The 22,379-nt window shown below is 74.3% G+C and carries 20 protein-coding genes, 1 pseudogene and 1 riboswitch; of the genes and pseudogenes, 10 read left to right on the forward strand and 11 right to left on the reverse strand.

Going from position 1 to position 22,379, the window contains the following annotated elements; translation table 11 throughout:
* The first annotated feature begins 54 nt into the window (after positions 1–54).
* The 4 genes from ACFY1T_RS28785 (at position 55) to ACFY1T_RS28800 (ending at position 4,385) form a co-directional block, all read left to right on the forward strand.
* The gene (locus ACFY1T_RS28785) at positions 55–1,074 is read left to right on the forward strand and encodes a hypothetical protein (RefSeq protein ID WP_390790735.1); all 1,020 of its coding nucleotides are present in this window, start codon (positions 55–57) and stop codon (positions 1,072–1,074) included.
* Complete coding sequence (locus ACFY1T_RS28790; RefSeq protein ID WP_390790736.1) at positions 1,071–1,634, forward strand: toxin-antitoxin system, toxin component; 564 nt, start codon at positions 1,071–1,073, stop codon at positions 1,632–1,634. Before ACFY1T_RS28785 ends, ACFY1T_RS28790 begins: the two co-directional genes overlap by 4 nt.
* Positions 1,635–1,743: 109 nt before the next feature.
* A complete protein-coding gene (locus ACFY1T_RS28795) occupies positions 1,744–3,186 on the forward strand; it encodes an NAD(P)/FAD-dependent oxidoreductase (protein WP_390790737.1) in 1,443 nt (480 codons plus the stop codon).
* Positions 3,183–4,385: an MAB_1171c family putative transporter gene (locus tag ACFY1T_RS28800; RefSeq protein ID WP_390790738.1), complete on the forward strand. Its 1,203-nt coding sequence runs from the start codon at positions 3,183–3,185 to the stop codon at positions 4,383–4,385. Before ACFY1T_RS28795 ends, ACFY1T_RS28800 begins: the two co-directional genes overlap by 4 nt.
* Before the next feature lie 19 nt (positions 4,386–4,404).
* On the opposite strand, the gene ACFY1T_RS28805 is transcribed toward ACFY1T_RS28800, so the two are convergent.
* Both ACFY1T_RS28805 and ACFY1T_RS28810 read right to left on the reverse strand, forming a co-directional pair.
* Complete coding sequence (locus ACFY1T_RS28805) at positions 4,405–5,658, reverse strand: NADH:flavin oxidoreductase/NADH oxidase family protein (RefSeq protein WP_390790739.1); 1,254 nt, start codon at positions 5,656–5,658, stop codon at positions 4,405–4,407.
* A gap of 209 nt (positions 5,659–5,867) precedes the next feature.
* A complete protein-coding gene (locus ACFY1T_RS28810; RefSeq protein ID WP_390790764.1) occupies positions 5,868–6,713 on the reverse strand; it encodes a bifunctional 5,10-methylenetetrahydrofolate dehydrogenase/5,10-methenyltetrahydrofolate cyclohydrolase in 846 nt (281 codons plus the stop codon).
* 99 nt (positions 6,714–6,812) lie between these two features.
* Positions 6,813–6,912, reverse strand: a riboswitch (ZMP/ZTP riboswitch).
* Positions 6,913–7,020: 108 nt separating this feature from the next.
* On the opposite strand from ACFY1T_RS28810, the gene ACFY1T_RS28815 reads away from it, so the two are divergent.
* Positions 7,021–7,782 carry a methyltransferase domain-containing protein gene (locus ACFY1T_RS28815; RefSeq protein ID WP_390790740.1) on the forward strand — a complete coding sequence of 254 codons (762 nt, stop codon included), beginning with the start codon at positions 7,021–7,023 and terminating at the stop codon, positions 7,780–7,782.
* Positions 7,783–8,007: 225 nt separating this feature from the next.
* Complete coding sequence (locus tag ACFY1T_RS28820; protein ID WP_030868117.1) at positions 8,008–9,600, forward strand: RNA polymerase sigma factor; 1,593 nt, start codon at positions 8,008–8,010, stop codon at positions 9,598–9,600.
* Positions 9,601–9,624: 24 nt separating this feature from the next.
* On the opposite strand, the pseudogene ACFY1T_RS28825 reads toward ACFY1T_RS28820, so the two are convergent.
* The 5 genes and pseudogenes from ACFY1T_RS28825 to ACFY1T_RS28845 form a co-directional block, all read right to left on the reverse strand.
* Positions 9,625–9,849, reverse strand: a pseudogene (locus ACFY1T_RS28825) (hypothetical protein); the annotation flags it as partial.
* Between the two features lie 120 nt (positions 9,850–9,969).
* The gene (locus ACFY1T_RS28830) at positions 9,970–10,410 is read right to left on the reverse strand and encodes an SRPBCC family protein (protein WP_390790741.1); all 441 of its coding nucleotides are present in this window, start codon (positions 10,408–10,410) and stop codon (positions 9,970–9,972) included.
* Between the two features lie 73 nt (positions 10,411–10,483).
* Positions 10,484–11,869: an amino acid permease gene (locus tag ACFY1T_RS28835; RefSeq protein ID WP_390790742.1), complete on the reverse strand. Its 1,386-nt coding sequence runs from the start codon at positions 11,867–11,869 to the stop codon at positions 10,484–10,486.
* A gap of 76 nt (positions 11,870–11,945) precedes the next feature.
* A complete protein-coding gene (locus tag ACFY1T_RS28840; RefSeq protein WP_390790743.1) occupies positions 11,946–14,111 on the reverse strand; it encodes a phage holin family protein in 2,166 nt (721 codons plus the stop codon).
* A 187-nt stretch (positions 14,112–14,298) separates the two neighbouring features.
* Positions 14,299–14,703 carry a hypothetical protein gene (locus tag ACFY1T_RS28845; protein WP_390790744.1) on the reverse strand — a complete coding sequence of 135 codons (405 nt, stop codon included), beginning with the start codon at positions 14,701–14,703 and terminating at the stop codon, positions 14,299–14,301.
* Positions 14,704–14,843: 140 nt separating this feature from the next.
* On the opposite strand from ACFY1T_RS28845, the gene ACFY1T_RS28850 reads away from it, so the two are divergent.
* Together ACFY1T_RS28850 and ACFY1T_RS28855 are read left to right on the forward strand one after the other, a co-directional pair.
* Positions 14,844–15,620, forward strand: coding sequence for an MBL fold metallo-hydrolase (locus ACFY1T_RS28850; RefSeq protein ID WP_030868104.1), 777 nt, complete (start codon positions 14,844–14,846; stop codon positions 15,618–15,620).
* Complete coding sequence (locus ACFY1T_RS28855; protein ID WP_390790745.1) at positions 15,617–16,267, forward strand: DedA family protein; 651 nt, start codon at positions 15,617–15,619, stop codon at positions 16,265–16,267. Before ACFY1T_RS28850 ends, ACFY1T_RS28855 begins: the two co-directional genes overlap by 4 nt.
* Positions 16,268–16,332: 65 nt before the next feature.
* Here ACFY1T_RS28855 and ACFY1T_RS28860 read toward each other — a convergent pair whose 3' ends face one another.
* Complete coding sequence (locus tag ACFY1T_RS28860) at positions 16,333–16,929, reverse strand: TetR/AcrR family transcriptional regulator (protein WP_390790746.1); 597 nt, start codon at positions 16,927–16,929, stop codon at positions 16,333–16,335.
* 180 nt (positions 16,930–17,109) lie between these two features.
* Between ACFY1T_RS28860 and ACFY1T_RS28865 the strand changes: the two genes are divergently transcribed.
* Positions 17,110–18,054 carry an alpha/beta hydrolase family protein gene (locus ACFY1T_RS28865; RefSeq protein ID WP_390790747.1) on the forward strand — a complete coding sequence of 315 codons (945 nt, stop codon included), beginning with the start codon at positions 17,110–17,112 and terminating at the stop codon, positions 18,052–18,054.
* Positions 18,055–18,089: 35 nt separating this feature from the next.
* Here the strand turns inward: ACFY1T_RS28865 and ACFY1T_RS28870 are convergent, their stop codons facing one another.
* The 3 genes from ACFY1T_RS28870 to ACFY1T_RS28880 all read right to left on the reverse strand — a co-directional run bounded on the left by ACFY1T_RS28870 (position 18,090) and on the right by ACFY1T_RS28880 (position 21,282).
* Positions 18,090–19,319 carry an MBL fold metallo-hydrolase gene (locus tag ACFY1T_RS28870; protein ID WP_390790748.1) on the reverse strand — a complete coding sequence of 410 codons (1,230 nt, stop codon included), beginning with the start codon at positions 19,317–19,319 and terminating at the stop codon, positions 18,090–18,092.
* Between the two features lie 44 nt (positions 19,320–19,363).
* Positions 19,364–20,590, reverse strand: a complete 1,227-nt coding sequence (locus tag ACFY1T_RS28875; RefSeq protein ID WP_390790749.1) for an aminotransferase class I/II-fold pyridoxal phosphate-dependent enzyme — start codon at positions 20,588–20,590, stop codon at positions 19,364–19,366.
* 119 nt (positions 20,591–20,709) lie between these two features.
* On the reverse strand, positions 20,710–21,282 hold the full coding sequence (locus ACFY1T_RS28880; RefSeq protein WP_390790750.1) for a TIGR03086 family metal-binding protein: 573 nt from the start codon (positions 21,280–21,282) through the stop codon (positions 20,710–20,712).
* A gap of 194 nt (positions 21,283–21,476) precedes the next feature.
* Between ACFY1T_RS28880 and ACFY1T_RS28885 the strand changes: the two genes are divergently transcribed.
* A complete protein-coding gene (locus ACFY1T_RS28885) occupies positions 21,477–22,304 on the forward strand; it encodes a methyltransferase domain-containing protein (RefSeq protein WP_390790751.1) in 828 nt (275 codons plus the stop codon).
* Positions 22,305–22,379 lie beyond the last annotated feature (75 nt).

A 22,379-nucleotide genomic window follows, 5' to 3' on the forward strand; every position in this document is an offset into this window, starting at 1 on the left:
GCTGCACCCAGCCGAAGCTCTCGAACGTCCTCTCGACATACGGAGTACCTCACGGTGGCAGCTGCCGACCGACCCGACCTGGCCTCCGCCTGGGAGCGCGTCGCGGCATCGGCCGAACGGAGCGGGCGGGACCCGGCGGACGTACTGTGCCCGGAGCGGCTGAGCCGCCTGTGCGGGGTCGAACCCGCGCTCATCCCGCAGGTCGTGGCCGGGACCGCGCCCGAACTGCCGCTGTGTCTGAGGGTGCACCGGCGCTTCCTGCGGCTGCGGGCCACCCGCCGTGACAAGCACGGCCGGGAGTGGTCGCTGGCCGCCATCGCGGAGGACTTCCAGGCGCCCGGCGCCTCCCTCGGACCCCTCAACGCGGGCACCGGACTGCCCCGGCTGGGCCACGCGGCGGGCGTGCAGCGGTTCTTCGGGGTCTACGCCGGCTTCCTCCTCGCCGACAGCCAGTGCGCGGTGGAGCACGCCCTCGCCACCGCCGGCGGCGGTGCTCCCGCCGATCTCGGGCACCTCTCGTACCTGACGGGCATGCCCCCGCGGGACATCCGGCTCACCCTCGACGGTGCGCCGCCCCGGCTGCCGCTGAAGGAGCAGGTCCGCCAGCGGTTCGAGCACCTGCGGCGCACCCGGCCGCGCCCGGACGGCCAGGCCCACTCCCTCGCGGCCATCGCCCAGTCCTTCTGCGCGTCGGGGCAGTCGCTGACCCGCCTCGCGCGCGGCGACGGCCTGCCCAACCTCGCGGCGGCCGCCGGGATCCAGCGCTTCTACGGGGTCGACGCCGGTTTCCTGCTGGCCGACGACACCGAGGCGCTCGCCACCGCCCTCGCCGGGATCGAGCAGGAGCTGGAAACCGCCGAACGGAGCACGGAGAACCCGATGCTGGCCGTCCTGCGGGCGCACGATGTACGGAGCATCGTCACGCGCGCCGGGCTGCTCTCCCCGGCGGGCTGGAAGTCGCTGGCCGACCACCTCGACGACCTGCTGGCCCGCGAGGGTCAGCTGACGCGCGAGAACCCGGGCGGCGTGGCGGTGCCGGAGGACCGGAAGGCTGCCGAGGGGGGAACGCCATGAGGACCACACGGAGCATGCGCAAGCTCGGCGGTGATCTGCTGGCGGAAGCGCGCCTGGCGCGGCCGGCCGATGCCGCCGAGATCATCGGAAGCCTGTGCGCCGCGTACGGCCGACGTCGCGGCGGCCGGCCCGTGGAGTTCCGGTTCGCCGGGTTCCCGCCCGACACGGCCAGCGGGCTGTGGTTGGAGATGGAGGAGCGCGACCTGCTCGTCATCGAGGAGCGGACCCGGCCCGAGCACCAACTCGTCATCGCCTGCCACGAGTTATGGCACCTGGAGGAAGGCACCTGCGACAGCCACGGCCCGGGCATGGCCGTGGCTGCCCGGCTCACCGGAGACCGGGGGGACCTCGCGCAGCTGCTGCACTCGGAGACAGGACTGGGCAGCGTGGTCCGGCAGGCGGCCGCTCGCGCCGACCGGGAGGATCCGGCGGAGATCCGGGCGGAGACCTTCGGCCTGTACCTCGGCCAAGTCCTCAAGGCGTACTTGCCGGGGCCCCGCGAGGAGCGGTTCCCCGAGGCGATCGAGCGCATCAAGTCCTCGCTCGGCTGGGGCCGTTGAGTGCACGCCCCCGCGGCGTACCGATGACGCCCCGGTGACCGGCGCCTCCCCTCCCGATGCACCTCACGCGCGCCGCTGCCCCCGCACGGCCCCGACAGAGAGCTCCACGATGACCCAGTCCTCCCCGCCCCGCCACGCCGTCGTCATCGGCGGCAGCATGGCCGGCCTGCTCGCGGCGGCCGTGCTCGCCGAGCACGCGACGGTCACGATCATCGACGCCGACACGCTGCCCGACAGCCCGGCGCCGCGGCGCGGACTCCCGCAGGCCCGTCACGTCCACGTCATGTGGTCGGGCGGGGCGCGCGCCATCGAGAAGATACTCCCGGGCATCACCGACGCGTGGACGGCGGCCGGCGCGATCCGCCGCAGCCTGCCCACCGACCTCGTCACCATGACCGCACAGGGCTGGATCCCGCGCTGCGGGGAGAAGCAGTTCAACATCTCGTGCAGCCGCGACCTCCTCGACGCGGTGGTCCGCGCCCGGGTCACGGGGCTGCGCGGAGTCACCACGCTCCAGCAGAGCCGCGTACGGGCCCTGGAGGGCACGGCGGCCCGCGTCACCGGCGTCCGCGTCGACACCCCCGGGGAGCAGGACCGGCTGGTGACCGCCGACCTCGTGGTCGACGCGAGCGGGCGCGGCTCGCGGGCCAGGGCCTGGCTGCAGGAACTGGGGGTCGGCGGGATCAGACAGGCCCAGGTCGACTCCGGCCTGGTCTACGCGACCCGGATCTTCGAAGCCCCCGCCGGGGCGCACGGGATGGGCTTCCCGATCGTCAACGTGCAGTCCGACCCGCGGGTGTACGTGCCAGGCCAGACCGCGACGATCGTCCCCATCGAGAACGGCCAGTGGCAGGCCACCCTGTCCGGCACCCGCGGCGGCCAGCCCACCGGCGACCCCGAGCAGTTCATCCCGTTCGCCAAGGGCCTGCGCGACCCGATCGTCGGCGAACTCCTGGCCGGCAGGAAGCCCTTGAGCGACATAGCCGTCACCCAGGGCACCGCCAACCGCCGGGTCTACTTCGAGAAGGCGGACCTGCCCGACGGGTTCTTCGCCGTCGGCGACTCCGTAGCGACCTTCAACCCGCTGTACGGGCAGGGCATGACCGTCGCCGCGCAGGGGCTGCTGGCCGTGCGGACCCTGCTGCGCACCCAGGGGCTCGCCCATCCCTCCTTCGGCCGCGAGGCGCAGCGCGCGCTCGTCCCGCAGGTGTCCACCGCCTGGGAGCTCGCCACCTCGCAGGACATCCTGTACCCGGGGGCCACCGGCATGAAGCCGCGGGCCGGTGTCGGTCTGCTCAACGCGTACGTCAACCGGCTGATGACCGGAGCCACCACGCGGGAGGCGCTGACCGCCGCGTTCCTCCAGGTCATCACGATGAGCAGCACTCCGGCGTACTGGCTGAGGCCCTCGGTGGTCTGGCGCGTGCTGCGCGCCTCGGACCGGGGTGCGCTGAAGGCGCCGCCGCTGACGGCGGCCGAGCGGGCCGTCGCGGGGCTCGACCAGGGGGCGGGGCCGGTCGATCCCGTGGGTCCCGTCGGTCAGGCGCGATGAACGACGGTCTCATCCTGTACGTCCCGGGGTCGGTGATGATCCTGGCGCTGCTGATCAAGGCGCCGACCCTGCGCCGGGGCTGGGACCAGCCGCTCATGCGGGCCGTGTGCACCCTGCTCGTCGTCGGCTGCCTCGTCATGTTCCTGGCGGCGCCGCCGACGATCTCCGCGGTCAACCGGTTCACCGGGATCGTCAACTTCTCGGCCCCGCTCGTGTACAGCGCGCTGACCGCGTTCTCCGGGTCGTGCATCGTTCTGGTCCTGCAGTGGGGCGGCGGCCCGCCCGCCGTCGTACGGCGGGCCACCCGGCTGACGGTGGCCGTGTTCAGCGCCGTCACCCTGCTCATCGTCGTCCTGTTCGCGATCGGCGACGCGCCCGCGGAACGGCTGCGCGACCTGGACACGTACTACGCCAACACGCCCTGGCTGCGCGAGATGATCGTCTGCTACCTCCTCGCGCACACGGTGGGCAGTTCGACGCTGACCCTGCTGTGCTGGAAGTGGCTGCTGCGCGTGCGCCCCTCGCTGCGCCCGCTGCGCACCGGACTGGCCCTGATCGTGCTCGGCGGGGCGCTGGACCTCGGCTACCTGGTCGCGAAGTGGGCGGCGGTGGGCGCCCGCTGGACGGGCCGCGACTGGGACGGCCTGTCCACGTACGTGGCCCCGCCGTTCGCCTCCGCCGCGGCCCTGATGGTGGGCTCGGGGTTCATCGTCCCGCTGGTCGGCGGTTCGGCGGCCTGGCGGGACTTCAGCCGCTACCGGCGGCTGCACCCGCTGTGGAAGGCGCTGCGCGGCTTCGCCGCGTCGAGCGTGACGACGGTGCCGCTGACCTGGTGGTCGCCGATCGGGATCCGGCTGATCCACCGGGAATCGGTGATCGACGACGGGATCCTGGCCCTGGCCAGCTGGTTCGACCCGGCCGTGCGGGGCGCCGCCCACGAGGCCGCCCTCGGCCAGGGCATGTGCGCGTCGCGGGCCTCGGTCGTGGCCGACGCGGCCATGCTCGCCGCGGCCTGCCGGCGCCGGGAGGCGGCCGCCGCCGAAGCCGCGGCGGCGGCCTCCCGGGCGGCCGGTGCCGAGGCCGACCAGGGGCTGCCCGAGCCGTACCGGCTGGACTCCCGGCCGCTGACCGCGCTGGCCCGGGAGTTCCGCACCTCCCCCATCGTGGCGGCCGTACGGCGGGACCCGGCCGCGCTCTGAAGGCGCCGGCCGCCGGTCCTCACCCGGCGAGGGCGTCCTCCGGCTCGGGGTTGCGCGCGAGCCAGGCCCCGTACGCCCGCACCCGGCGCCAGTGCTGGAGCTGGTCGAGGGCGAACGTGGCCCGCGGGGAGGCCGCCGGGCGCGGCTCCAGCCCGCGTGCCAGCCGGTGCAGCTGGAAGCGTACGAAGGCCAGCAGCGCGGCGCCGGCCAGGTCCCGGTCCTTCCAGCGCAGCCGCTCCACGGTCACCCGTACGTCCTCCCCGGCGCGCCAGCGGGCCGGCAGATCGGGGCGGAACGCCAGCGCGGAGGCGAGCCCGACGACGGACACCCCGCGGGCCAGTACCTTCCGAGCGGTCTCCTGGCGGCCTATCCCGCCGGTCAGCATCAGCGGCATCGTGGCCGCGTCCAGGAACTGCTCGGCGAAGGCGAGGAAGTACGCCTCCCGCTCGAGGGTCCGCAGGTCGGCGGTGCGGCCCAGGGTCGCGGGGCTCTCCACGCTGCCGCCGGACAGTTCGACCAGGTCGACGCCGAGGCCGCCGAGGGCCTCGAGGACCTGCACCGCGTCCTCGGTGTCGAAGCCGCCGCGCTGGAAGTCGGCGGTGTTGAGCTTGACGCCGACCGCGAAGCCGGGGGCCACCTGCGCGCGGACCGCCCGGACGACCTCGGTGAGCAGCCGGACCCGGTTCTCCGGGCTGCCGCCCCAGCGGTCGGTGCGCCGGTTGACCAGCGGGGAGAGGAACTGGCTGAGCAGGTAGCCGTGGGCGGCGTGGATCTGCACCCCGTCGAAGCCGGCCTCCTCGGCCCGCCGGGCCGTGACCGCGAACCGGGCGATGGTGGCCTCGATGTCGGCCTCGGTCATCGCGGTGGGGCGGGCGAAGCGCTTGGTGTGCTTGCCGAGGCTGACGCCGATGTCGGAGGGCGCCCAGGCCGTGCCGGGCATCTCGGAGCCGACCTGCCGGCCCGGGTGGTTGATCTGCATCCAGACCCGCCCGCCACCGCTGGACGCGGCCTCGGCCCAGCGGCGGAAGGGGTCGAGCGGGGAACGGGCGTCGAGGACGATGGTGCCCGGCGCGGTCAGCGCCCGGCGGTCGACCATCACGTTCCCGGTGATCAGGAGACCCGCGCCGCCCCGCGCCCAGCGCCGGTAGAGGCGCTCGATGCGCTCGTCCGGCAGCTGGCCGGACCCGGCGAGGCTCTCCTCCATGGCCGCCTTCGCCAAGCGGTTCGGCAGGGCCGAGCCGCCGGGCAGCTCCAGTGGCGTGAACAGGTCCATCAGCAGTCTCCCCAGGAAACGTGTTGCACGTGTCATCGCGCGCCCCGGCGCAAAACATACCGCTCGCTCCCCGGCCCCCGTCAGGATCCGCCCACAAGAATCAAGACACCCCGGAAAACGCGGAACGCCCCGGGCCGAGGGGCCCGGGGCGTCTGCCGTAAGCGGTGTGCGCAGGCGGTGTTCCCGTACGCGGCGCGCGAGCGCTGCGGTCAGAGGTCCGCGAGCTCCAGCCCGGCCTGGGCGGCGGCCGCCCGGACCGTCTGCTCCAGCAGCACGGCGATGGTCATCGGGCCGACACCGCCCGGGACCGGGGTGATCAGCGAGGCGCGGGCGGCGGCGGACTCGAAGTGGACGTCGCCGACGTTGCCCTCGTTGTAGCCGGCGTCCAGGACCACGGCGCCCGGCTTGATGTCCTCGCCCCGGATGAACTCGGCCTTGCCCACGGCGGCGACCAGCACGTCGGCCTGGCGCACGATCGACGGCAGGTCGACGGTGCGGGAGTGGCAGTAGGTGACGGTGGCGTTCTGCTCCAGCAGCAGCATGCCGGCCGGCTTGCCCAGGATCGCGCTGCGCCCGACGACCACGGCGTGCTTGCCGGTCAGGTCCACGTCGTATTCGGCGAGGAGCCGCATGATCCCGCCGGGGGTGCAGGACACGAAGCCCGGCAGCCCGAAGCCCATGGCGGCGAAGGAGTGCATGGTGACCCCGTCGACGTCCTTGCCCGGGGCGATGGCCTCGAAGGCGGCGCGCTCGTCGATGTGGTGCGGGACCGGGTGCTGGAGCAGGATGCCGCTGATCTCCGGGTCCTCGGAGAGGGCGGTGAGCGCGGCGACGAGCTCCTCGGTGGTGGTCTCGGCCGGCAGCTCCACGTGGCGGGAGGTGATCCCGGCCTTGGCGCAGCGGTTCTGCTTCATCTTCACGTACGTCACGGACGCCGGGTCCTCGCCGACGAGCACGGTCGCGAGGCAGGGGGCGGTGCCGGTGCGCTCGGTGATCTTCGCCGCGAGGGCGGCCGTCCGCTCCGAGACGCGGCGGGCGAGGGCGGTGCCGTCCATCAGCCGGGCGCGGCCGGCGTCGGTGACGGTGGCAGTGGCAGTCTGGGCAGTCGTCACGGGGTCTCCTGAGCGTCGCTGCGGATCGCGGTTCGCGGGTTCGCGGTTCGCCCAGGCGCGCGGCAGGAGACGTACGTGCGGGGACGTACGCCGGGCCGCTCCCCGGTGGTGATCCACCCGAACGCCAGTCACGGCCCGGCTCCACTCTAATGGACCCCGTCGGCGGGTGCGGTGGTCCGCGGCCGCCCCCGGTGCGCGGGATCCGGTCAAACCGGTGGATCACCGGCGCCGAGCCTGGGACGATCGAGACATGACGCGCACTTTCGACCACCTCGTCGCCGAAGCCGAGTCCGTTTCGGTCGACGGCTGGGACTTCTCCTGGCTCGACGGCCGGGCCACCGAGCAGCGACCCTCCTGGGGCTACCAGCGGCTGCTCGGCGAGCGCCTCGCCGGGGTCCGCTCCGCCCTCGACATCCAGACCGGCGGCGGGGAGGTGCTCGCCGGGGCCGGGCCGCTGCCCCCGCTCATGGCGGCCACCGAGTCCTGGCCGCCGAACATCGGCAGGGCGACCCGGCTCCTGCACCCCCTGGGCGCGGTCGTGGTCGCGGACGCCGACGAGCCGCCGCTGCCGTTCGGCGACGAGGCCTTCGAGCTGGTCTCCAGCCGTCACCCGGTGACCATCTGGTGGGAGGAGATCGCGCGGGTGCTGCGTCCGGGCGGTACGTACCTCTCGCAGCAGGTCGGGCCGGCGAGCGTCTTCGAGCTCGTCGAGTACTTCCTCGGACCCCAGCCGGAGGAGGTCCGGCGCGGCCGGCACCCCGACGACGCGGTGGCCGACGCGGGCAAGGCCGGCCTCGAAGTGGTGGATCTGCGCTCCGAAAGACTGCGTACGGAGTTCCACGACATCGGAGCCGTGATCTACTTTCTGCGGAAGGTGATCTGGATGGTGCCCGGCTTCACGGTCGGGCAGTACCGGGACCGGTTGCGCGAGCTCCACGAACAGATCGATCGTGACGGCCCGTTCGTGGCGCATACCGCCCGTTTCCTCATCGAAGCCCGCAAAACGGGCTGACGGGAAGGGTGCGCAGGCGCGGACGGATCCACGGCCGAATGGTTGCGCGCCCACAGCGTGGCGCAGGTCACTCAATTCAGCGCGTAACGAATCGACTCGGGCATGCGATGAACCGACAGGTGTCCTCGCGCGGCCCCGGAATACAGACCCCCCTCGGGTCTGTTTCCCGAGTCCGCGCGATGATGTCCCGCCCACTCCCTATCTGTTCGCAACGAGAGGCTCCTTGTGTCGCTCAGCCCGTCCCGTACGTTCCCTCCGGAGATCGCCGAATCGGAGGCCCTCGTCGCGCTCGTCGAGCGCGGCCGCGAGCAGGGTCACATCAACGGTGACGACGTGCGCCAGGCCTTCGAGGCCGGCCGCATCCCGGTGGACCAGTGGAAGCGGGTCCTGCGCAGCCTGAACCAGGTCCTGGACGAGGAGGGTGTCGCCCTGCACGTCAGCGCCGCCCCCGCCACGAAGGCTGCCGCGAAGAAGCCCCGCAAGGCGGCCGCCGCGCCTGCCCGCACCGTGACGAAGAAGGCGGCCGCCGCGCCGCGCCCCATCGGTGCGCGCAAGGCCTCGGCCACCAGCGCGGCCCCGGCCACCGCGGCGGCGATATCCGCTTCGCCGGCCGCGGCCACCGAGGACGAGGTGACGGCCGACGCCGCCGCCGAGCCGAAGAAGCGGACGGTCAAGAAGACCGCCGCGAAGAAGACCGCGGTGAAGAAGACCGCCGCCGCGGCCAAGAAGACCAGTGCCAAGGACTCGGACGAGGGCGAGAACCCGGCCGCCGAGGGTGAGGACTGGGCCGCCGAGGACCTCGTCGACGAGGTCGAGGAAGAGGCCCCCAAGGCCGGCGGCACCCAGGGCTTCGTCCTGTCCGACGACGACGAGGACGACGCCCCGGCGCAGACGGTCATGGTGGCCGGTGCCACCGCCGACCCCGTCAAGGACTACCTGAAGCTGATCGGCAAGGTGCCGCTGCTCAACGCCGAGCAGGAGGTCGAGCTCGCCAAGCGCATCGAGGCGGGTCTCTTCTCCGAGTACAAGCTCGAAGAGGAGGAGGACCACAAGCCCGCGTTCAAGCGCGAGCTGGAGATCCTCGTCGAGGACGGGCGCCGCGCCAAGAACCACCTGCTGGAGGCCAACCTCCGTCTCGTGGTCTCCCTGGCCAAGCGCTACACCGGCCGCGGCATGCTCTTCCTGGACCTGATCCAGGAGGGCAACGTCGGCCTGATCCGTGCCGTGGAGAAGTTCGACTACACCAAGGGCTTCAAGTTCTCCACGTACGCGACCTGGTGGATCCGGCAGGCGATCACGCGTGCCATGGCCGACCAGTCGCGCACGATCCGCATCCCCGTCCACATGGTCGAGATCATCAACAAGCTCGCCCGTGTGCAGCGCCAGATGCTCCAGGACCTGGGCCGCGAGCCCACCCCGGAGGAGCTGGGCAAGGAACTCGACATGACCCCCGAGAAGGTCATCGAGGTCCAGAAGTACGGCCGCGAGCCGATCTCCCTGCACACCCCGCTGGGTGAGGAGGGCGACAGCGAGTTCGGTGACCTCATCGAGGACTCCGAGGCGGTCGTGCCGGCCGACGCCGTGTCCTTCACGTTCCTCCAGGAGCAGCTGCAGTCGATCCTGGGCACGCTCTCGGAGCGCGAGGCGGGCGTCGTCTCGATGCGTTACGGCCTGAACGACGGCCAGCCGAAGACCCTGGACGAGATCGGCCGCGTGTACGGGGTCACCCGTGAGCGCATCCGCCAGATCGAGTCGAAGACCATGTCGAAGCTGCGCCACCCGTCGCGTTCGCAGGTCCTGCGCGACTACCTCGACTGAGCCGGCCCGCGCCCCGCGGGCCGGCCGGAAGACCGGCCCGCGGGGCGTGAACGGCAGGGTCGCACCCTGCGGAACCGGATGGGCGTGCTCGCGCCGGATCCGCAGGGTGTCGCACCACCCGTCCGTGATCACCAGCACCGGCGCCTGCGGAGGAAAGCCCTCCGCACGCTGGAGCAGGTCGATGCCGGGCTGGAGCTCGGTCCCGCCCCGCCCGCGCACCTTCACCCTCCCCGCGATCTCGGTCGGGGGGGGGAGCGGAGGCCTGGCGGCTTGCCGCTGGCGGTCCTCAGGGCGGGGAACGTGGCGCGCCCCGGTGTGGGCGCACCCCGTACCCCGGAGCACCCGGTTTTTCGCGCCCCGGTGCCGGCCTCAGTTCTCCAGGAGGTGCTTCAGCTTCTCCTCGTTGCGCGGCGTCTCCTTGCGGGCGTACGGCTTGACCACGAGCGGGGCGATGACCCTGCCGATGCCGTGGCCCTCGAAGTCGAGGTCCAGGGTCATGCGCGAGCGCTTGCCGCCGTCGAGGGACTCGATGGTGCCGCGCACATCCCCGCGCACAGGTCCGCCGACCCCTTGGATGTGCCAGCTGCGCGGCCGGTCGAGCTCCGTGACCTGCATGGTCATCGGGAACTGCCGCTTGCCCATGCGCCGGGTGACGACGACCTTCGAACCGACGTGGACGGGTGCGCCGTCGAGCGGGCGGGCGGAGACGGCACTGTCCTGCCACTCCGGCAGGTGCGTGGGGTCCGTCACGTAGTCGAAGACGTCTTCGGGACTGCGGGAAATGTCGATGCTCTCTCTGATCGCGGACATGGCGACCCCTTACTGCCCCCTGCGTGTCCTCTCGTTTCCTTTCGATCGCTCTCGTTCCACGCTACCGCGCAGGTCAGGCGGCGGCCCGGTGTCCGTCCCGGTGCTTTCGGGCGGACATCGCGGCGTAGACGAGGACGCCGGCGAAGAGGAACAGCACGCCCTGGTAGACGGCCGCGTAGCCGGAGCCGGCGACCAGCCACATCGAGAAGCCGAAGGCCAGGCCCGCGAGGATCCCGTCGCGGACCAGGCGGCCGCGGTGGACGCGCTCGGACTGCCCGGAGAGCAGGAAGTGGATCTGCGCGGCGGTGGAGAGCAGGTACGGGACGGTCGCCGTGAAGGTGGTGACCAGCACGAGGATCTCGAAGACCCCGTCCGAGCCGGCCGTGTAGTTGTAGACCGTCAGGCCGGAGGCCAGGGCGACGGTGACGAGCACTCCGACCACCGGGACGCCCCGCTTCTTCGTCTCGAAGACCTTCGGGAAGAGCCCGTCGCGGGCCGCGGCGTACGGGGTCTGCGCGCTGAGCAGGGTCCAGCCGTTGAGGGCGCCGAGCATCGAGATCACGGCCGCGCAGGCGACGAGCGTTCCGCCCCAGGTGCCGCCGAACATCGCGTTGACGGCGTCGGTGAAGGGGGCCTCGGAGGCGGCCAGCTCGTCGTGGGGGACCAGGCCGAAGACGGAGAGGGTGCCCAGCAGGTAGACGGCGGCCGCGCCGGCGGTGCCGAGGATGGTGGCCCGGCCGACGTTGCGGGCCGGGTCGCGGACCTCGCCCGCGCTGACGGCGGCCGACTCGACGCCGAGGTAGCTGAAGAGCAGGATCGCCGCGGCGGCGGAGACCGCCCCGACGGGGCTCTGGCCCGTGGCCTGGAAGGGGCCGAGGTTGGCCGGGTCGAAGAAGAACAGCCCGCCGACGGCGACCAGCAGCAGCGGGGCGAACTTCAGCACGGTGGCGACCAGTTGGACGGCGCCGACGTAACGGGTGCCGGCCAGGTTGGCGAGCGCCGGGAGCCACTGCACGGCGAGGGCCGCCAGGCACATCGCCGCCTTGTGACCGCCGATGGCAGGGAAGAGCACGGTGAGGTAGCCGACGGCCGCCACCGCGAGGGCCGCGTTCGAGACCCAGGCGGTGATCCAGTAGCTCCAGGCCGCGAGGAACCCGGCGAAGTCGCCGAACGCGGCGCGGGCGTAGACGTACGGACCGCCGGTCTGCGGGAGCCGCTGCGCGAGCCGGCCGAAGACCAGGGCGAGGGCTATCGCACCGGCGGTGAGCACGCCGAAGGCGACCAGGCTGATCGTGCCGAACGGCGCCACCGAGGCGGGCAGCAGGAAGATGCCGCCGCCGATGATGTTGCCCATGACCAGGCAGGTCGCGATCGGCAGGCCGAAGCGGCGCGCGTGGGGGTCGCGGCCCTGCTCGGGGGGTGCGGCGGCCTCGGCAGGCAGGGTTGCGGTGCTGGTCATCGGTGGTGCGCCTCTGGGTGTCTCACATGCCGGGCAGGGTCAGCACATGGTTGACCACCGCGAATGCGCCACAAAATCAGCGGATTTCGTCCCGTGCGGACACCCTTGCGGAAGGAAGGCTTCCGTCGTTTCCGCCTCCGGACGGGGGTTCCTCCACCGGCTGCTCCCCCGGGGGCTCCTCCACCGGCTCCTCCCCCGGGGCCGCCGCCTCGCCCGACGGCGGATCGACCGGCACCTGGGGGCCGTCCGCCTCCCGCAGCCAGCGGCGCAGCACCTCGTGCACCGCTTCCGCGCCCACCAGGTCCCGCTCCGGCTCCGACAGCTCCGTCGGCCACATCAGGAACGGGCGCCCCTGCTCACCGCCGAGGCCGCCGTGCGATCCGATCTGCTCCTCGAAGGCGTGCACCGACCCCGTGAGCGGGTCGTACGCCGAGTTCACCATGACGTCGGCCACGTGCGGGAAGCCGTCGGTGCGCCGGACCGCCTGCTCCGCGCCCGGCCCGAACCGGGCCAGCAGCTCCTGCGCCGCACCGGGCTGGTCGAGGCGGGCCACCGCCCCGCCCGGGCCCAGTACCTCCCCGTCCACCAGCAGGAACCCGATGCCCGGATGGTTGGCCAGGGTCGCGAGCAGGGCCGGGTGCGCCCGCTCGATCCGCTCCCGCGAGGCCCGTCCCCGTACGTCCGGGAAGGAGATCAGCCCGAGGTTGCCCGAGGCGAGCACCACCGGGTCCGGACCCCGCTCCGGGTGGGCCTGCGCGCCCTCCTCCACCGGCCTGTGCAGGGCCGCGCGCACCGCCGCGCGGGCCTCGGCACCGCTGCGGGTGCGGCCGGCCCGGCGCGAGACCGGCAGTCCGCAGCCCGCGCGGACCAGGTCCTTGAGGGTCAGCCCGTACCGGCCCAGGAAGGTCTCCCCCGGGCTCTGGCCGTGGTCCGAGAGCAGCACGATCCGGTACTCCCGGGGTGCGTGCTCGGCCACGCGGGCGATCAGCGCGAGGCTGCGGTCGAGCCGGGCCAGCACCCGGTCGGTGTCCCGGCCGCGCGGCCCCGAATGGTGGGCGACCTCGTCGTAGGCGACGAGGTCCGCGTAGATCGCGGCGCGCCCCGCGAGCATGTCGCCGATGACCGCCGCGACGACGACGTCCCGTTCGACCACCGTCGCGAAGGCGCGGACCAGCGGGTACAGCCCGCCGCGGGCCACCCTCGGCCGCTCTCCGCGCAGCCGGGCCCCCAGCGACTGGCCGATCTCCCGGGCGGCCTCGGCGACGAAGGACAGGGCGGTGCGGACGGCGTTGGCCGGGTCGCAGAAGTACGCGAAGTAGCCCGCGCGGGAACGGTTCGCCCGGCCCCGCCGCGCCGAGACCGACAGGACGAGGGCCAGCTGGTCGGCGCCGCCGCTGAAGAGGTTGCCCCGGCTCGCCCCGTCGAGGGTCAGCAGCCCGCCGTCGCCGGTGCGCGCGACGGCCCGGCGCTGGAGTTCGGCGGCGCTGGTCGGCCGGTTGCAGACCACCACCTCGCCGGTGTCCTTCTCGTACCAGCGGAAGGCGGGCACGTCGTGGTTGGAGCCGTGCAGGATGCCGAGCTGGCTGGCGCCGGTCTGGCTGGACCAGTCGGTGCGCCAGGGCGTGATGTGGTGGCTGCCGTCCAGCCAGCCGGCCACCGTGGGCATCAGAGCGCTGCCCGCCGCGTGGCGCAGCGTCTCGTACCCGACGCCGTCGAGCTGGAGGAAGACCAGGCCGGGGGCGCTCGGGCCGGCGCCGGGCTCGCCCTTGCGCCGGGTGCGCCGGCGACGCCGGTCGGCGAGCCGGTGGAGCCGGCGCCGGTACGCCCCGTCGTCGCGTACGGCGAGGGCGGTCGAGGTCGCGGAGGCGACGGCGGACATCACGGCGGCCACCACCACGGCGGTCTCCGGGGCGACCTCGCCGCGGCCGGAGGGGATCAGGCTGAGGGCGAGCAGCAGCAGCGAGCCGTTGAGGAAGAAGACGAGCAGGCCGAGCACCAGGGCGGGCACCAGCAGCAGCGCGCGGACCAGCACCGGCCACACCAGTGCGGTCAGCAGGCCGAAGGCGCCGGCGCCCCAGGCGGCGGTCAGCCCGATCTCGGTGACGCTGTCGCCGTCACCGGACCGGAGCCGGAAGTCGGGGAGGATGCCGGCGAGCGCGAGCATCGTCAGGGTGGACACCGCCCAGACGAGGATCACCCGCACCAGAGCGCTGCCCGCGGTCCTCCACCGTCCTCGCCACACGCCGTACCGCCTCGTGTCTCCCCCGCATCCGCGCCCCGCCCGCGGTCCCGGCCGCACCCTCCAGCGTCGCACAGCGCGGCCGGCGCGGCCGGGAGACAGGGTGGCGCACGGAGGTGCGAACGGCGCCGGCCGGGAGTGCGGAGGGGGCACGCTCCGTGCCGTGGGTGCCCCGGGTGCCCTAGGTGCCCTAGGTGCCGTCGTAGCCGGCGGTCGGCATGGACAGGCGGCGGTGCACCTCGGCCTTCATGGCGGAGGTGTACTGCGGCTCCGCCAGCCCGGCGGTCTCCAGCCGTACGCCGCGCCGCCCGCACTCGGCGGTGAACTCCTCGACGGAGCGCAGCGCGCGGGCCAGGACCCGGTGGTTGGGGGCGACGAACAGGTCGACCTGCCCGGCGTCCACGTCGCACCACAGACCGCAGTGGTTGGCGCGCAGCCCGTAGAAGAGCAGCCTCCTCGTCACGACGTAGCCCCGGTCGGCCGCCCAGCGGGCGCACATGGCGTACTGGCTGCGGGTGTCGACGACGAAGGGGTCGGCGTCCAGATCCTCGAGCGGGGCCAGGCTGGCGATAGCGGCCACGCGCAGCTCATCCATGCCGCCCGACCCTACTCCGATCCGCGGCCCCGGAGGAGGGTGCCGTCACCTTCGGTTCGACGCGCATCGAGAGGGCAGGATCCCGGACACCTTCTAGGCTTCAAAGGGCCGGGGGACGCACGAGTCGACGGGGAGGCCGGGTGGCGGTGGAGATCACCTGGTGGGGCCATGCCACGTGCACGGTCGAGGACTCCGGGGTGCGGCTGCTGACGGACCCGTTGTTCGCCCGGCGGCTCGCGCACCTGCGGCGGCGGCGCGGGGCGCCGCCCCCGCCGGAGGCGGCCGAGGCGGACGTGGTGCTCGTGTCGCACCTGCACGCCGACCACCTGCACCTGCCCTCGCTGGCCCGGCTCGCGCCCGGGACCCGGCTGCTGGTGCCGCGCGGGGCGCCCCGGGCCGTGCCGGGGCTCGCGCGGGTCGCGGCCGCGCGGGGGCTGCCCGTCACGGAGGTGGTCCCGGGCGACGAGGTGGACGTACGGGCGGGCGTGCGGGTCCGGGCGGTCAGCGCGCGGCACGACGGGCGGCGGCTGCCGTTCGGGCCCCGTCTCGCGCCGGCGCTCGGGTACGTGGTCCGGGGCTCGGCGCGAACGTACTTCGCGGGGGACACGGGGCTGTTCGAGGCGATGGCCGCGGAGGTCGGGCCGGTGGACGTGGCCCTGCTGCCGGTCGGCGGCTGGGGCCCGTACCTGGGGCCGGGGCACCTCGATCCGGGCGGGGCGGCGCGGGCGCTGGCCGCGCTGGCACCGGCGGCGGCGGTTCCGGTGCACTACGGGACGTACTGGCCGATCGGGCTGGACGCGGTGCGGCCGCACGAATTCCACTCGCCGGGCGAGGAGTTCGTACGGCGGGCCCGGCAGCTGGCGCCGAAGGTGACGGTACGGGTACCCGGCCACGGCGAACGGGTCCGGCTGCCGTGACGGGGCACGGACTCGGGCTCGGGGTAGGGGCCGCGGTGGCGGCGGCGGTCGGCCAGGTGCCGCCGGAGACGACCCGGCAGGCGGTGGGGTACCCGGCGCTGTTCCTGCTGGTGGCGTTGGGTGCGCTGGTGCCGGTGATCCCCACGGGGGCACTGGTGAGCTCGGCGGCGGTGGTGGCGTTCCATCAGCAGTCGCTGCCGTTCGGCGTGCTGATGGTGTTCGTGGTGGCGGCGGTGGCCGCGTTCGCCGGGGACATGGCGCTGTACTGGCTGGGGCAGCGCGGGGTGCGGTCGCGGGGCGGCTCGCGGTGGCTGGAGACGCTGCGGGGGCGGGCGACGCCCGAACGCCTCGCACAGGCCCGGCGGAGGCTGGACGAGAACGGGGTGCTGGTCCTGGTGGTCTCCCGGCTGGTCCCGGCGGGCCGGATCCCGGTGATGCTGGCCTGCCTGCTGGCCCGGCTCCCGCTGCGCCGCTTCGCCCGCGGCGACGCCCCGGCCTGCCTCGCCTGGGCGGCGACGTACGGCCTGATCGGCATCCTGGGCGGCTCCCTGTTCTCGGAGCCGTGGAAGGGCGTGGCGCTGGCGGTCGCCGTGACCCTGCTGATCAGCGCGGCCCCGTCGCTCTGGCGCCGGCTCGGGGGCCGTTAGGGGGTGTCGTCACAGTCCCGCCTGCCCCGCGCTCCGGGCGGACGGCGCCACTTTGCGGTCACCCCCTACGGCCGGCGCGGCGCACGGAGTCCCTCGACGAGGAGTTCGACCAGCGGGCGCGCGTCGTAGCGGGGGTCGGTCCCGGCGCCGATGCAGAGGTTCCCGACTCCGCGCATGAACTGGTACGCGCTGACGTCCGAGCGGATCTCGCCCGCCGCCGCGGCGGCGTCGAGGAGCTCGGTGCAGACCGGCAGGAGGCGGTCGAGGAAGTGGGCGTGCAGCGCCTCGAAGCCGGCGTTGTCGGCCTGCATCGCGGCCGCGAGCCCGTGTTTGGTCACCAGGAAGTCGACGAAGAGCCGGACCCACCGCCCCAGGGCGGCGTGCGGGGTCGGGCCGGCGGCGAGGAGGGCCGGTCCGGCCTCGGCGCAGGCCTCGATCTGGTGGCGGTAGACGGCGATGACGAGGTCCGCCCGGGTGGGGAAGTGCCGGTAGATCGTGCCCATCCCGACGCCGGCCTCGGCCGCGATGTCCCGTACGGGCGCTTCGACGCCCGAGGTGGCGAAGACCGCGGCGGCCGCGTCCAGCAGGGTCTGCTGATTGCGCCGGGCGTCCTTGCGCTTGGACGCGGCCGGGCCGTCCGCGTTCTGGCCGCTGTCGTCCATCGCGGCGTTCCTTTCCGATCTGCGTCTTGCGAAACGGAACAGCGCTCCGTATCGTTAACGGAACAAGGTTCCGGTTCAGTCATGATGGCAGACCGGGGGGCCGCCCACCAGGCCTCCCCCGTCGGCGACGGCCGGCCCCTTCGACCCAGAGCGCGCAGAACCCGAACGGAAGGCACTCCCATGTCCGCATCGAACTCCGCGAACGCCCGGCAGCGCGCGGACGCGCCCACCACGGTGGTGTCCGCCAAGCCGGTCCTCCTGCCGGCCCCGGCCGGCCGCGGCGAGGACCTCCAGGTCCGCGTCAGCGCCCCCGCCACCGGCGGCGACCTGCCCGTCATCGTCTTCTCACACGGCTTCGGCTGGTCGATGAACGGCTACGCCCCGCTCGCCGACCACTGGGCCGCCCAGGGCTTCGTGGTCGTCCAGCCCACCCACCTCGACTCCCGGACGCTCGCCATCCCGCACGAGGACCCCCGTACGCCCCGGATCTGGCGCATACGCGTCGAGGACCTCACGCTCGCGCTCGACGGGCTCGACGTCCTGGAAGCCGCCGTACCCGGTCTCGGCGGCCGCGTCGACCAGGGCCGCGTCGCCGTGGCCGGCCACTCCTGGGGAGCCCAGAGCGCGAGCACGCTGCTCGGCGCGCGGGTCCTGGACGCCGACGGCGTTCCCGGCGAGGACATGTCCGACCCCCGCGTCAAGGCGGGCGTACTGCTCGCCCTGCCCGGTCTGGGCGACAGCCTCACCCCGTTCGCCGCCGAGAACCTGCCCTTCATGAAGCCGTCCTTCGACACCATGACCACCCCGGCGCTCATCGTCGCCGGCGACGCGGACGACTCCGCGCTGTCCACCCGCGGGCCGGACTGGTTCACCGACCCCTACACCCACAGCCCGGCCGGCAAGAGCCTGCTCACCCTGTTCGGGGCCGAGCACTCGCTCGGCGGCATCCCGGGCACCGAGGTCGCCGAGACGACCGACGAGAGCCCCGCCCGGGTCGCCCTGCTCCAGCGGCTCACCACGGCCTACCTGCGCAGCGCCCTCGATCCCGGGGACAGCGGCTGGAAGACGGCCGTCACCGCGCTGGAGAACGACCCCGACCCGCTGGGGACCGTGCGGCACTCGTAGGAACCGGAGCCGGCCGGGGGCGGAGGGCGCCCCGGCTACCCCGCCCCGGCTCCGGCGGGGTGGAGCGTGCGCGAGCCGCCGATCGGAAGGTCCCAGAGGTCCTCCCGGGGCAGACCGGCCCGGGACCAGGCCGCCCGGACCCGCTCCAGCGGTTCCGTCACCGGCTCCGCCGACAGTACGAACGTCCCCCAGTGCATCGGCGCCATCCGCCTCGCCCCCACGTCCCGGCAGGCCTGGACGGCCTCCTCCGGATCGGCGTGGACGTCCCTCAGCCACCACCGCGGCGCGTACGCCCCGATCGGCAGCAGCGCCAGGTCGATCCCCGGATGACGCCGGCCGATCTCCCCGAACCAGTGCCCGTACCCGGTGTCCCCCGCGAAGTACACCTTCCCCGGCGTCCCGGCCGCCCGCACGTCGCTGAGCACCCAACCGCCCCACAGCGTCCGGCACGTGTCGAGCAGCGACCGCTTCGACCAGTGGTGCGCCGGAACGAACTCGAAGCGCACGCCGCCCAGTTCGGCGCATTCCCACCAGTCGAGCTCGGTGACCCGGCTGAAGCCGCGGCGCCGGCACCAGCGGGCCAGGCCGGCCGGGACGAAGAGCGGGGTGTGCCGGGGCAGCCGTTTGAGGGTGGGGGCGTCCAGGTGGTCGTAGTGGTTGTGGCTGATCACCACCGCGTCCACCGGCGGCAGTTCCTCCCAGCGCACGCCGACCGGGGTCATCCGCGCCGGTGTGCCGAGGATGCGCCGCGACCAGACCGGGTCGGTCAGCACGGTCAGCCCGCCGATCCTCAGCACCCAGCTGGCGTGCCCCGCCCAGGTGGCACAGAGCGTCCCGGGGCCGGCCGCGGGCAGCGGGGCGGGGGCGTACGGGAGGTCGGGGATGCCGCGCAGCCCGTCGGGGCCGGGCCGGAACGCGCCCTCGCGCGCGAGCCGGGCGAAGGCCCGCACCCCGGGCAGCGGGGTGGTCAGCCGGTCGGCGAAGGACCGCGGCCAGCTCCGCACCTCCCCCAACGGCCGCGGCCCGGCGGGGCCGGGGCCCGGGCCCGGACGGCCGGACACGGGCCGGGGCGTCGGGCGGGGCTCGGTGTCGCGGTGGGGCGCGGTGTCGCGATGGGGCACGGTGTCGCGATGGGGCACGCTCTCGCGGCGGGGCGCGGTACGGCGGCGGGCCGTTGCCGTGTGGTCCGCGGCCGTGGGGCCCGGGGTCGCCGGGCCCGCGGCCGTGGGGCCCGGGGGTGCGGGGGTGTCCGTCCGATCCCTCATCAAGAGCTCTCCGTTCACCGCACAGCGGGCTCGTATCGGTCAGGTCAGGAGCTCAGTGCGGCCAGGACCGATCCGAGCAGGTCAAGGGAGCGCCGTACGTACGGAAGGCCGAGGGGGTCGCGCGCGGTGAGCGCGGCGAGCCGCTCCTGCGGGGTGGCGCCGAGCAGCGGGCCCGTCGACAGGCGCACGCGCAGCGCGCCCAGCTCGTCCGCGAAGCGCTGCCCTCCCGGGGTGGGCGCGCCGAGCCGGCCGCCCAGGTAGTCCTCCAGCTCCATCGCGTCGCGGACCCCGTGCCGGGCGAGTCCGGCGCGCAGCGGGGACAGGTCGGCGTACAGGTGGCGCCCGGCCTGCGGCGGACGGGCGAGCGCGCCGGCGGCCAGCAGCTCCCGGTGGGCGGCGGCGGCCACCGCCCCGTGCAGCGCCGCGGCGGCGTAGGCGCGCCCGGCGACGGCGTCCGGTTCGTCGAGGGCGTACGCCGCGGCCCCGGCGACCGGGCCCGCGACCAGGGCCCCGGTCGCGGTGAGGACGTCCAGCGTGCGGGCCCGCAGCCAGGTGCCGCGCGGGGTGCCGGGGAAGCGGACCACGGCCGCGGGCCACCCGGCGGGCAGCAGCGCCCCGGCCAGGTCGAGGAGTACGGCGGCCTGGTCGGGCAGCATCTCGGCGGGGCTCAGCACGAGGGTGTCGTGCGGCCGGTGGACGGTGTCGCGCCAGCTCTCGTCGCTGACGACGAACAGCCCGGCGTCCCCGGCGGCCTCGCAGGCCTCGCGCAGCATTTCGGGCGGGGGCACGGTCGCCGTCGGATCGTCGGCGACGGACAGCAGCAGCACGCGCGGGTCGCCCCCTTCGGCGCGCACCCTCCGTACGGTCTCCAGCAGGGCGTACGGATCCGGGATGCCGCCGCACTCGGCCGGGGTCGGCACGTGGTAGGCCCGCCGTCCCAGCAGCCGGACCTGCGGGGTCCACCATGCGGGACACGGCCGGGGCAGCATCACGTCGCCGCCGTACGCGCCGAGCAGCGCCAGCAGCAGGGCGGCGGCGCCGGGCCCGGCGGCCACGTTCTCCGGCGCGGTGGGCAGCCCGCGCCGCCCCCAGTGCCGGCAGGCGGCCTCGCGTACGGACTCCCCGCCGCCCGGGGGTTCCGGGGCGGACCGCTCGGCGGCGGCGGCGATCACGGCGGTGAGCTCGGGGAGCACGGGCAGGCCGGGCTGGGGCGCGGGCGGCCCGTAGCGGACCGGACCGCGGCCCTCCGCCGTGCGCTGCGTCCCCGGCACCTCGCCCCGCCTTCCCCGTTCCGTACCCGTCCGTACCGCCGACCCGAGCGGCCATGCCCTTTATACGGCGATTCGCGTGGGCACGCCTGTTGTCGTCCGCCCCCGGCGGGCGGCGGGGCTCAGCCCTTCCTGCCCACCAGCGCCAGCAGCCGGGTCTGGGCGTTCGCGCCCGCCGGTATGTCCAGCGGCTCGGCGAACATGCCGCTGGCCGCGAGCCCGTCGGCGTACGGCATGACCTCCTTGAGGGCGAACTCGACCAGAGCGTCCGGCAGCCGGTCGTCGGCGCCGATGCCCCGCGAGAGGTCCCAGGCGTGCACGACGCAGTCGGCGGTCAGCTCCGCGCAGTACGCCCGGCCCAGCGCGGGTCCGTACGAGAGCCGGACCGTGCGGTCCAGCGCCCCGGGCGCGGTGAACGCGGCGTGCGCGGCGCCCGACGCCCGCTCCCAGGCGGCGGCCGGGTCCTCGCCGAGCACGTCGCCGGAGAACGCGTCGCCGATCTCCTCGACGGTCCGCCCCTCGCTGACCATCGGCGGGATCCAGAGCTGCTCTCCCGTGACGTGGTTGACCAGGTCGCGGACGGTCCATTCCGTACAGGGGGTCGGGGCGCCCCATTGAGCGTCCCCGACGGCGCGCACCCGCTCACCGAAGAGCCGCAGGGCCTCGGCGTGCTGGTCGAGCAGCGTGTCCGGCATGGCTCTCACCGTCCTCTGCCAGGGGACCGGATCTCTGGAGCCCACTGTCCTCGCCCCTCCCTCCCCCTGCCACCGACCCATGGACCGCCCTTGCCCCACAAGGATGGTGTCCACATGTCAAAACACATATCTCATTCTCCGAGCGGATCCCCTACGGTGATCACAACGCTTCGACGACGAGGAGGAGTCGGCTCATGGCTGCCGAGGAGACGAAGGAAACCGCCGTCTACACGCACGGGCACCACGAATCCGTACTGCGCTCGCACCGCTGGCGCACCGCGGCGAACTCGGCGGCGTACCTGATCGGCGAGCTGCGGCCGGGGATGTCGGTGCTGGACGTGGGCTGCGGCCCCGGCACCATCACGGCGGACCTGGCGGAACTGGTCGCGCCCGGCGGCCGGGTGACGGCGGTCGACGCGGCGCCGGACGTCCTGGTGCAGGCCGCGGAGTACGTGGCGGAGCGCGGCCTGACCGGCGCGGTCGCCTTCGCCACCGCGGACGTCCACGCGCTGGACTTCCCGGACGACTCCTTCGACGTGGTCCACGCCCACCAGGTGCTCCAGCACGTCGGCGACCCCGTACGGGCGCTGCGCGAGATGCGCCGGGTGTGCCGGCCGGGCGGGATCGTGGCCGCCCGGGACGCGGACTACGCGGCGATGACCTGGTATCCGGCCGAGCCGGGCCTGGACGAGTGGCTGGACCTGTACCGCCGCGTGGCCCGTGCCAACGGCGGCGAACCGGACGCCGGGCGCTGCCTGTCGTCCTGGGCGCGGGCGGCCGGTTTCACGCAGGTGGCCTCGTCGGCGACGGCCTGGTGTTACGCCACCCCGGAGGAGACCGCGTGGTGGTCCTCCCTGTGGGCGGACCGCACGACGGCCTCGTCCTACGCCTCCCTCGCGACGCGCGACGGCCACGCGACCCCGGCCGGCCTGACCGCCGTCGCCGAGTCCTGGCATCGCTGGGCCGCCTCCCCGGACGCCTGGTTCTCGGTCCTGAACGGAGAAATCCTGGCCCGGGCCTGAGCCCTCCCCGGCGCGGAGCCGCGGAGCGCGCCGGGGAGGGCGGGCAGCCCCCGGATTTGGGCGCTTGCCCCGGAG

This window comes from Streptomyces sp. NPDC001194 (assembly GCF_042896985.1).
Taxonomy (GTDB): Bacteria; Actinomycetota; Actinomycetes; order Streptomycetales; family Streptomycetaceae; genus Streptomyces.

Bases quoted from the DNA above. Each gene is read 5' to 3' on its own strand.
- ACFY1T_RS28790 (WP_390790736.1), top strand. From the start codon at position 1,071: ATGAGGACCACACGGAGCATGCGCAAGCTCGGCGGTGATCTGCTGGCG.
- ACFY1T_RS28795 (WP_390790737.1), top strand. From the start codon at position 1,744: ATGACCCAGTCCTCCCCGCCCCGCCACGCCGTCGTCATCGGCGGCAGC.
- ACFY1T_RS28800 (WP_390790738.1), top strand. From the start codon at position 3,183: ATGAACGACGGTCTCATCCTGTACGTCCCGGGGTCGGTGATGATCCTG.
- ACFY1T_RS28805 (WP_390790739.1), bottom strand. From the start codon at position 5,658: ATGGACCTGTTCACGCCACTGGAGCTGCCCGGCGGCTCGGCCCTGCCG.
- ACFY1T_RS28810 (WP_390790764.1), bottom strand. From the start codon at position 6,713: ATGGACGGCACCGCCCTCGCCCGCCGCGTCTCGGAGCGGACGGCCGCC.
- ACFY1T_RS28815 (WP_390790740.1), top strand. From the start codon at position 7,021: ATGACGCGCACTTTCGACCACCTCGTCGCCGAAGCCGAGTCCGTTTCG.
- ACFY1T_RS28830 (WP_390790741.1), bottom strand. From the start codon at position 10,410: ATGTCCGCGATCAGAGAGAGCATCGACATTTCCCGCAGTCCCGAAGAC.
- ACFY1T_RS28835 (WP_390790742.1), bottom strand. From the start codon at position 11,869: ATGACCAGCACCGCAACCCTGCCTGCCGAGGCCGCCGCACCCCCCGAG.
- ACFY1T_RS28845 (WP_390790744.1), bottom strand. From the start codon at position 14,703: ATGGATGAGCTGCGCGTGGCCGCTATCGCCAGCCTGGCCCCGCTCGAG.
- ACFY1T_RS28860 (WP_390790746.1), bottom strand. From the start codon at position 16,929: ATGGACGACAGCGGCCAGAACGCGGACGGCCCGGCCGCGTCCAAGCGC.
- ACFY1T_RS28865 (WP_390790747.1), top strand. From the start codon at position 17,110: ATGTCCGCATCGAACTCCGCGAACGCCCGGCAGCGCGCGGACGCGCCC.
- ACFY1T_RS28870 (WP_390790748.1), bottom strand. From the start codon at position 19,319: ATGAGGGATCGGACGGACACCCCCGCACCCCCGGGCCCCACGGCCGCG.
- ACFY1T_RS28880 (WP_390790750.1), bottom strand. From the start codon at position 21,282: ATGCCGGACACGCTGCTCGACCAGCACGCCGAGGCCCTGCGGCTCTTC.
- ACFY1T_RS28885 (WP_390790751.1), top strand. From the start codon at position 21,477: ATGGCTGCCGAGGAGACGAAGGAAACCGCCGTCTACACGCACGGGCAC.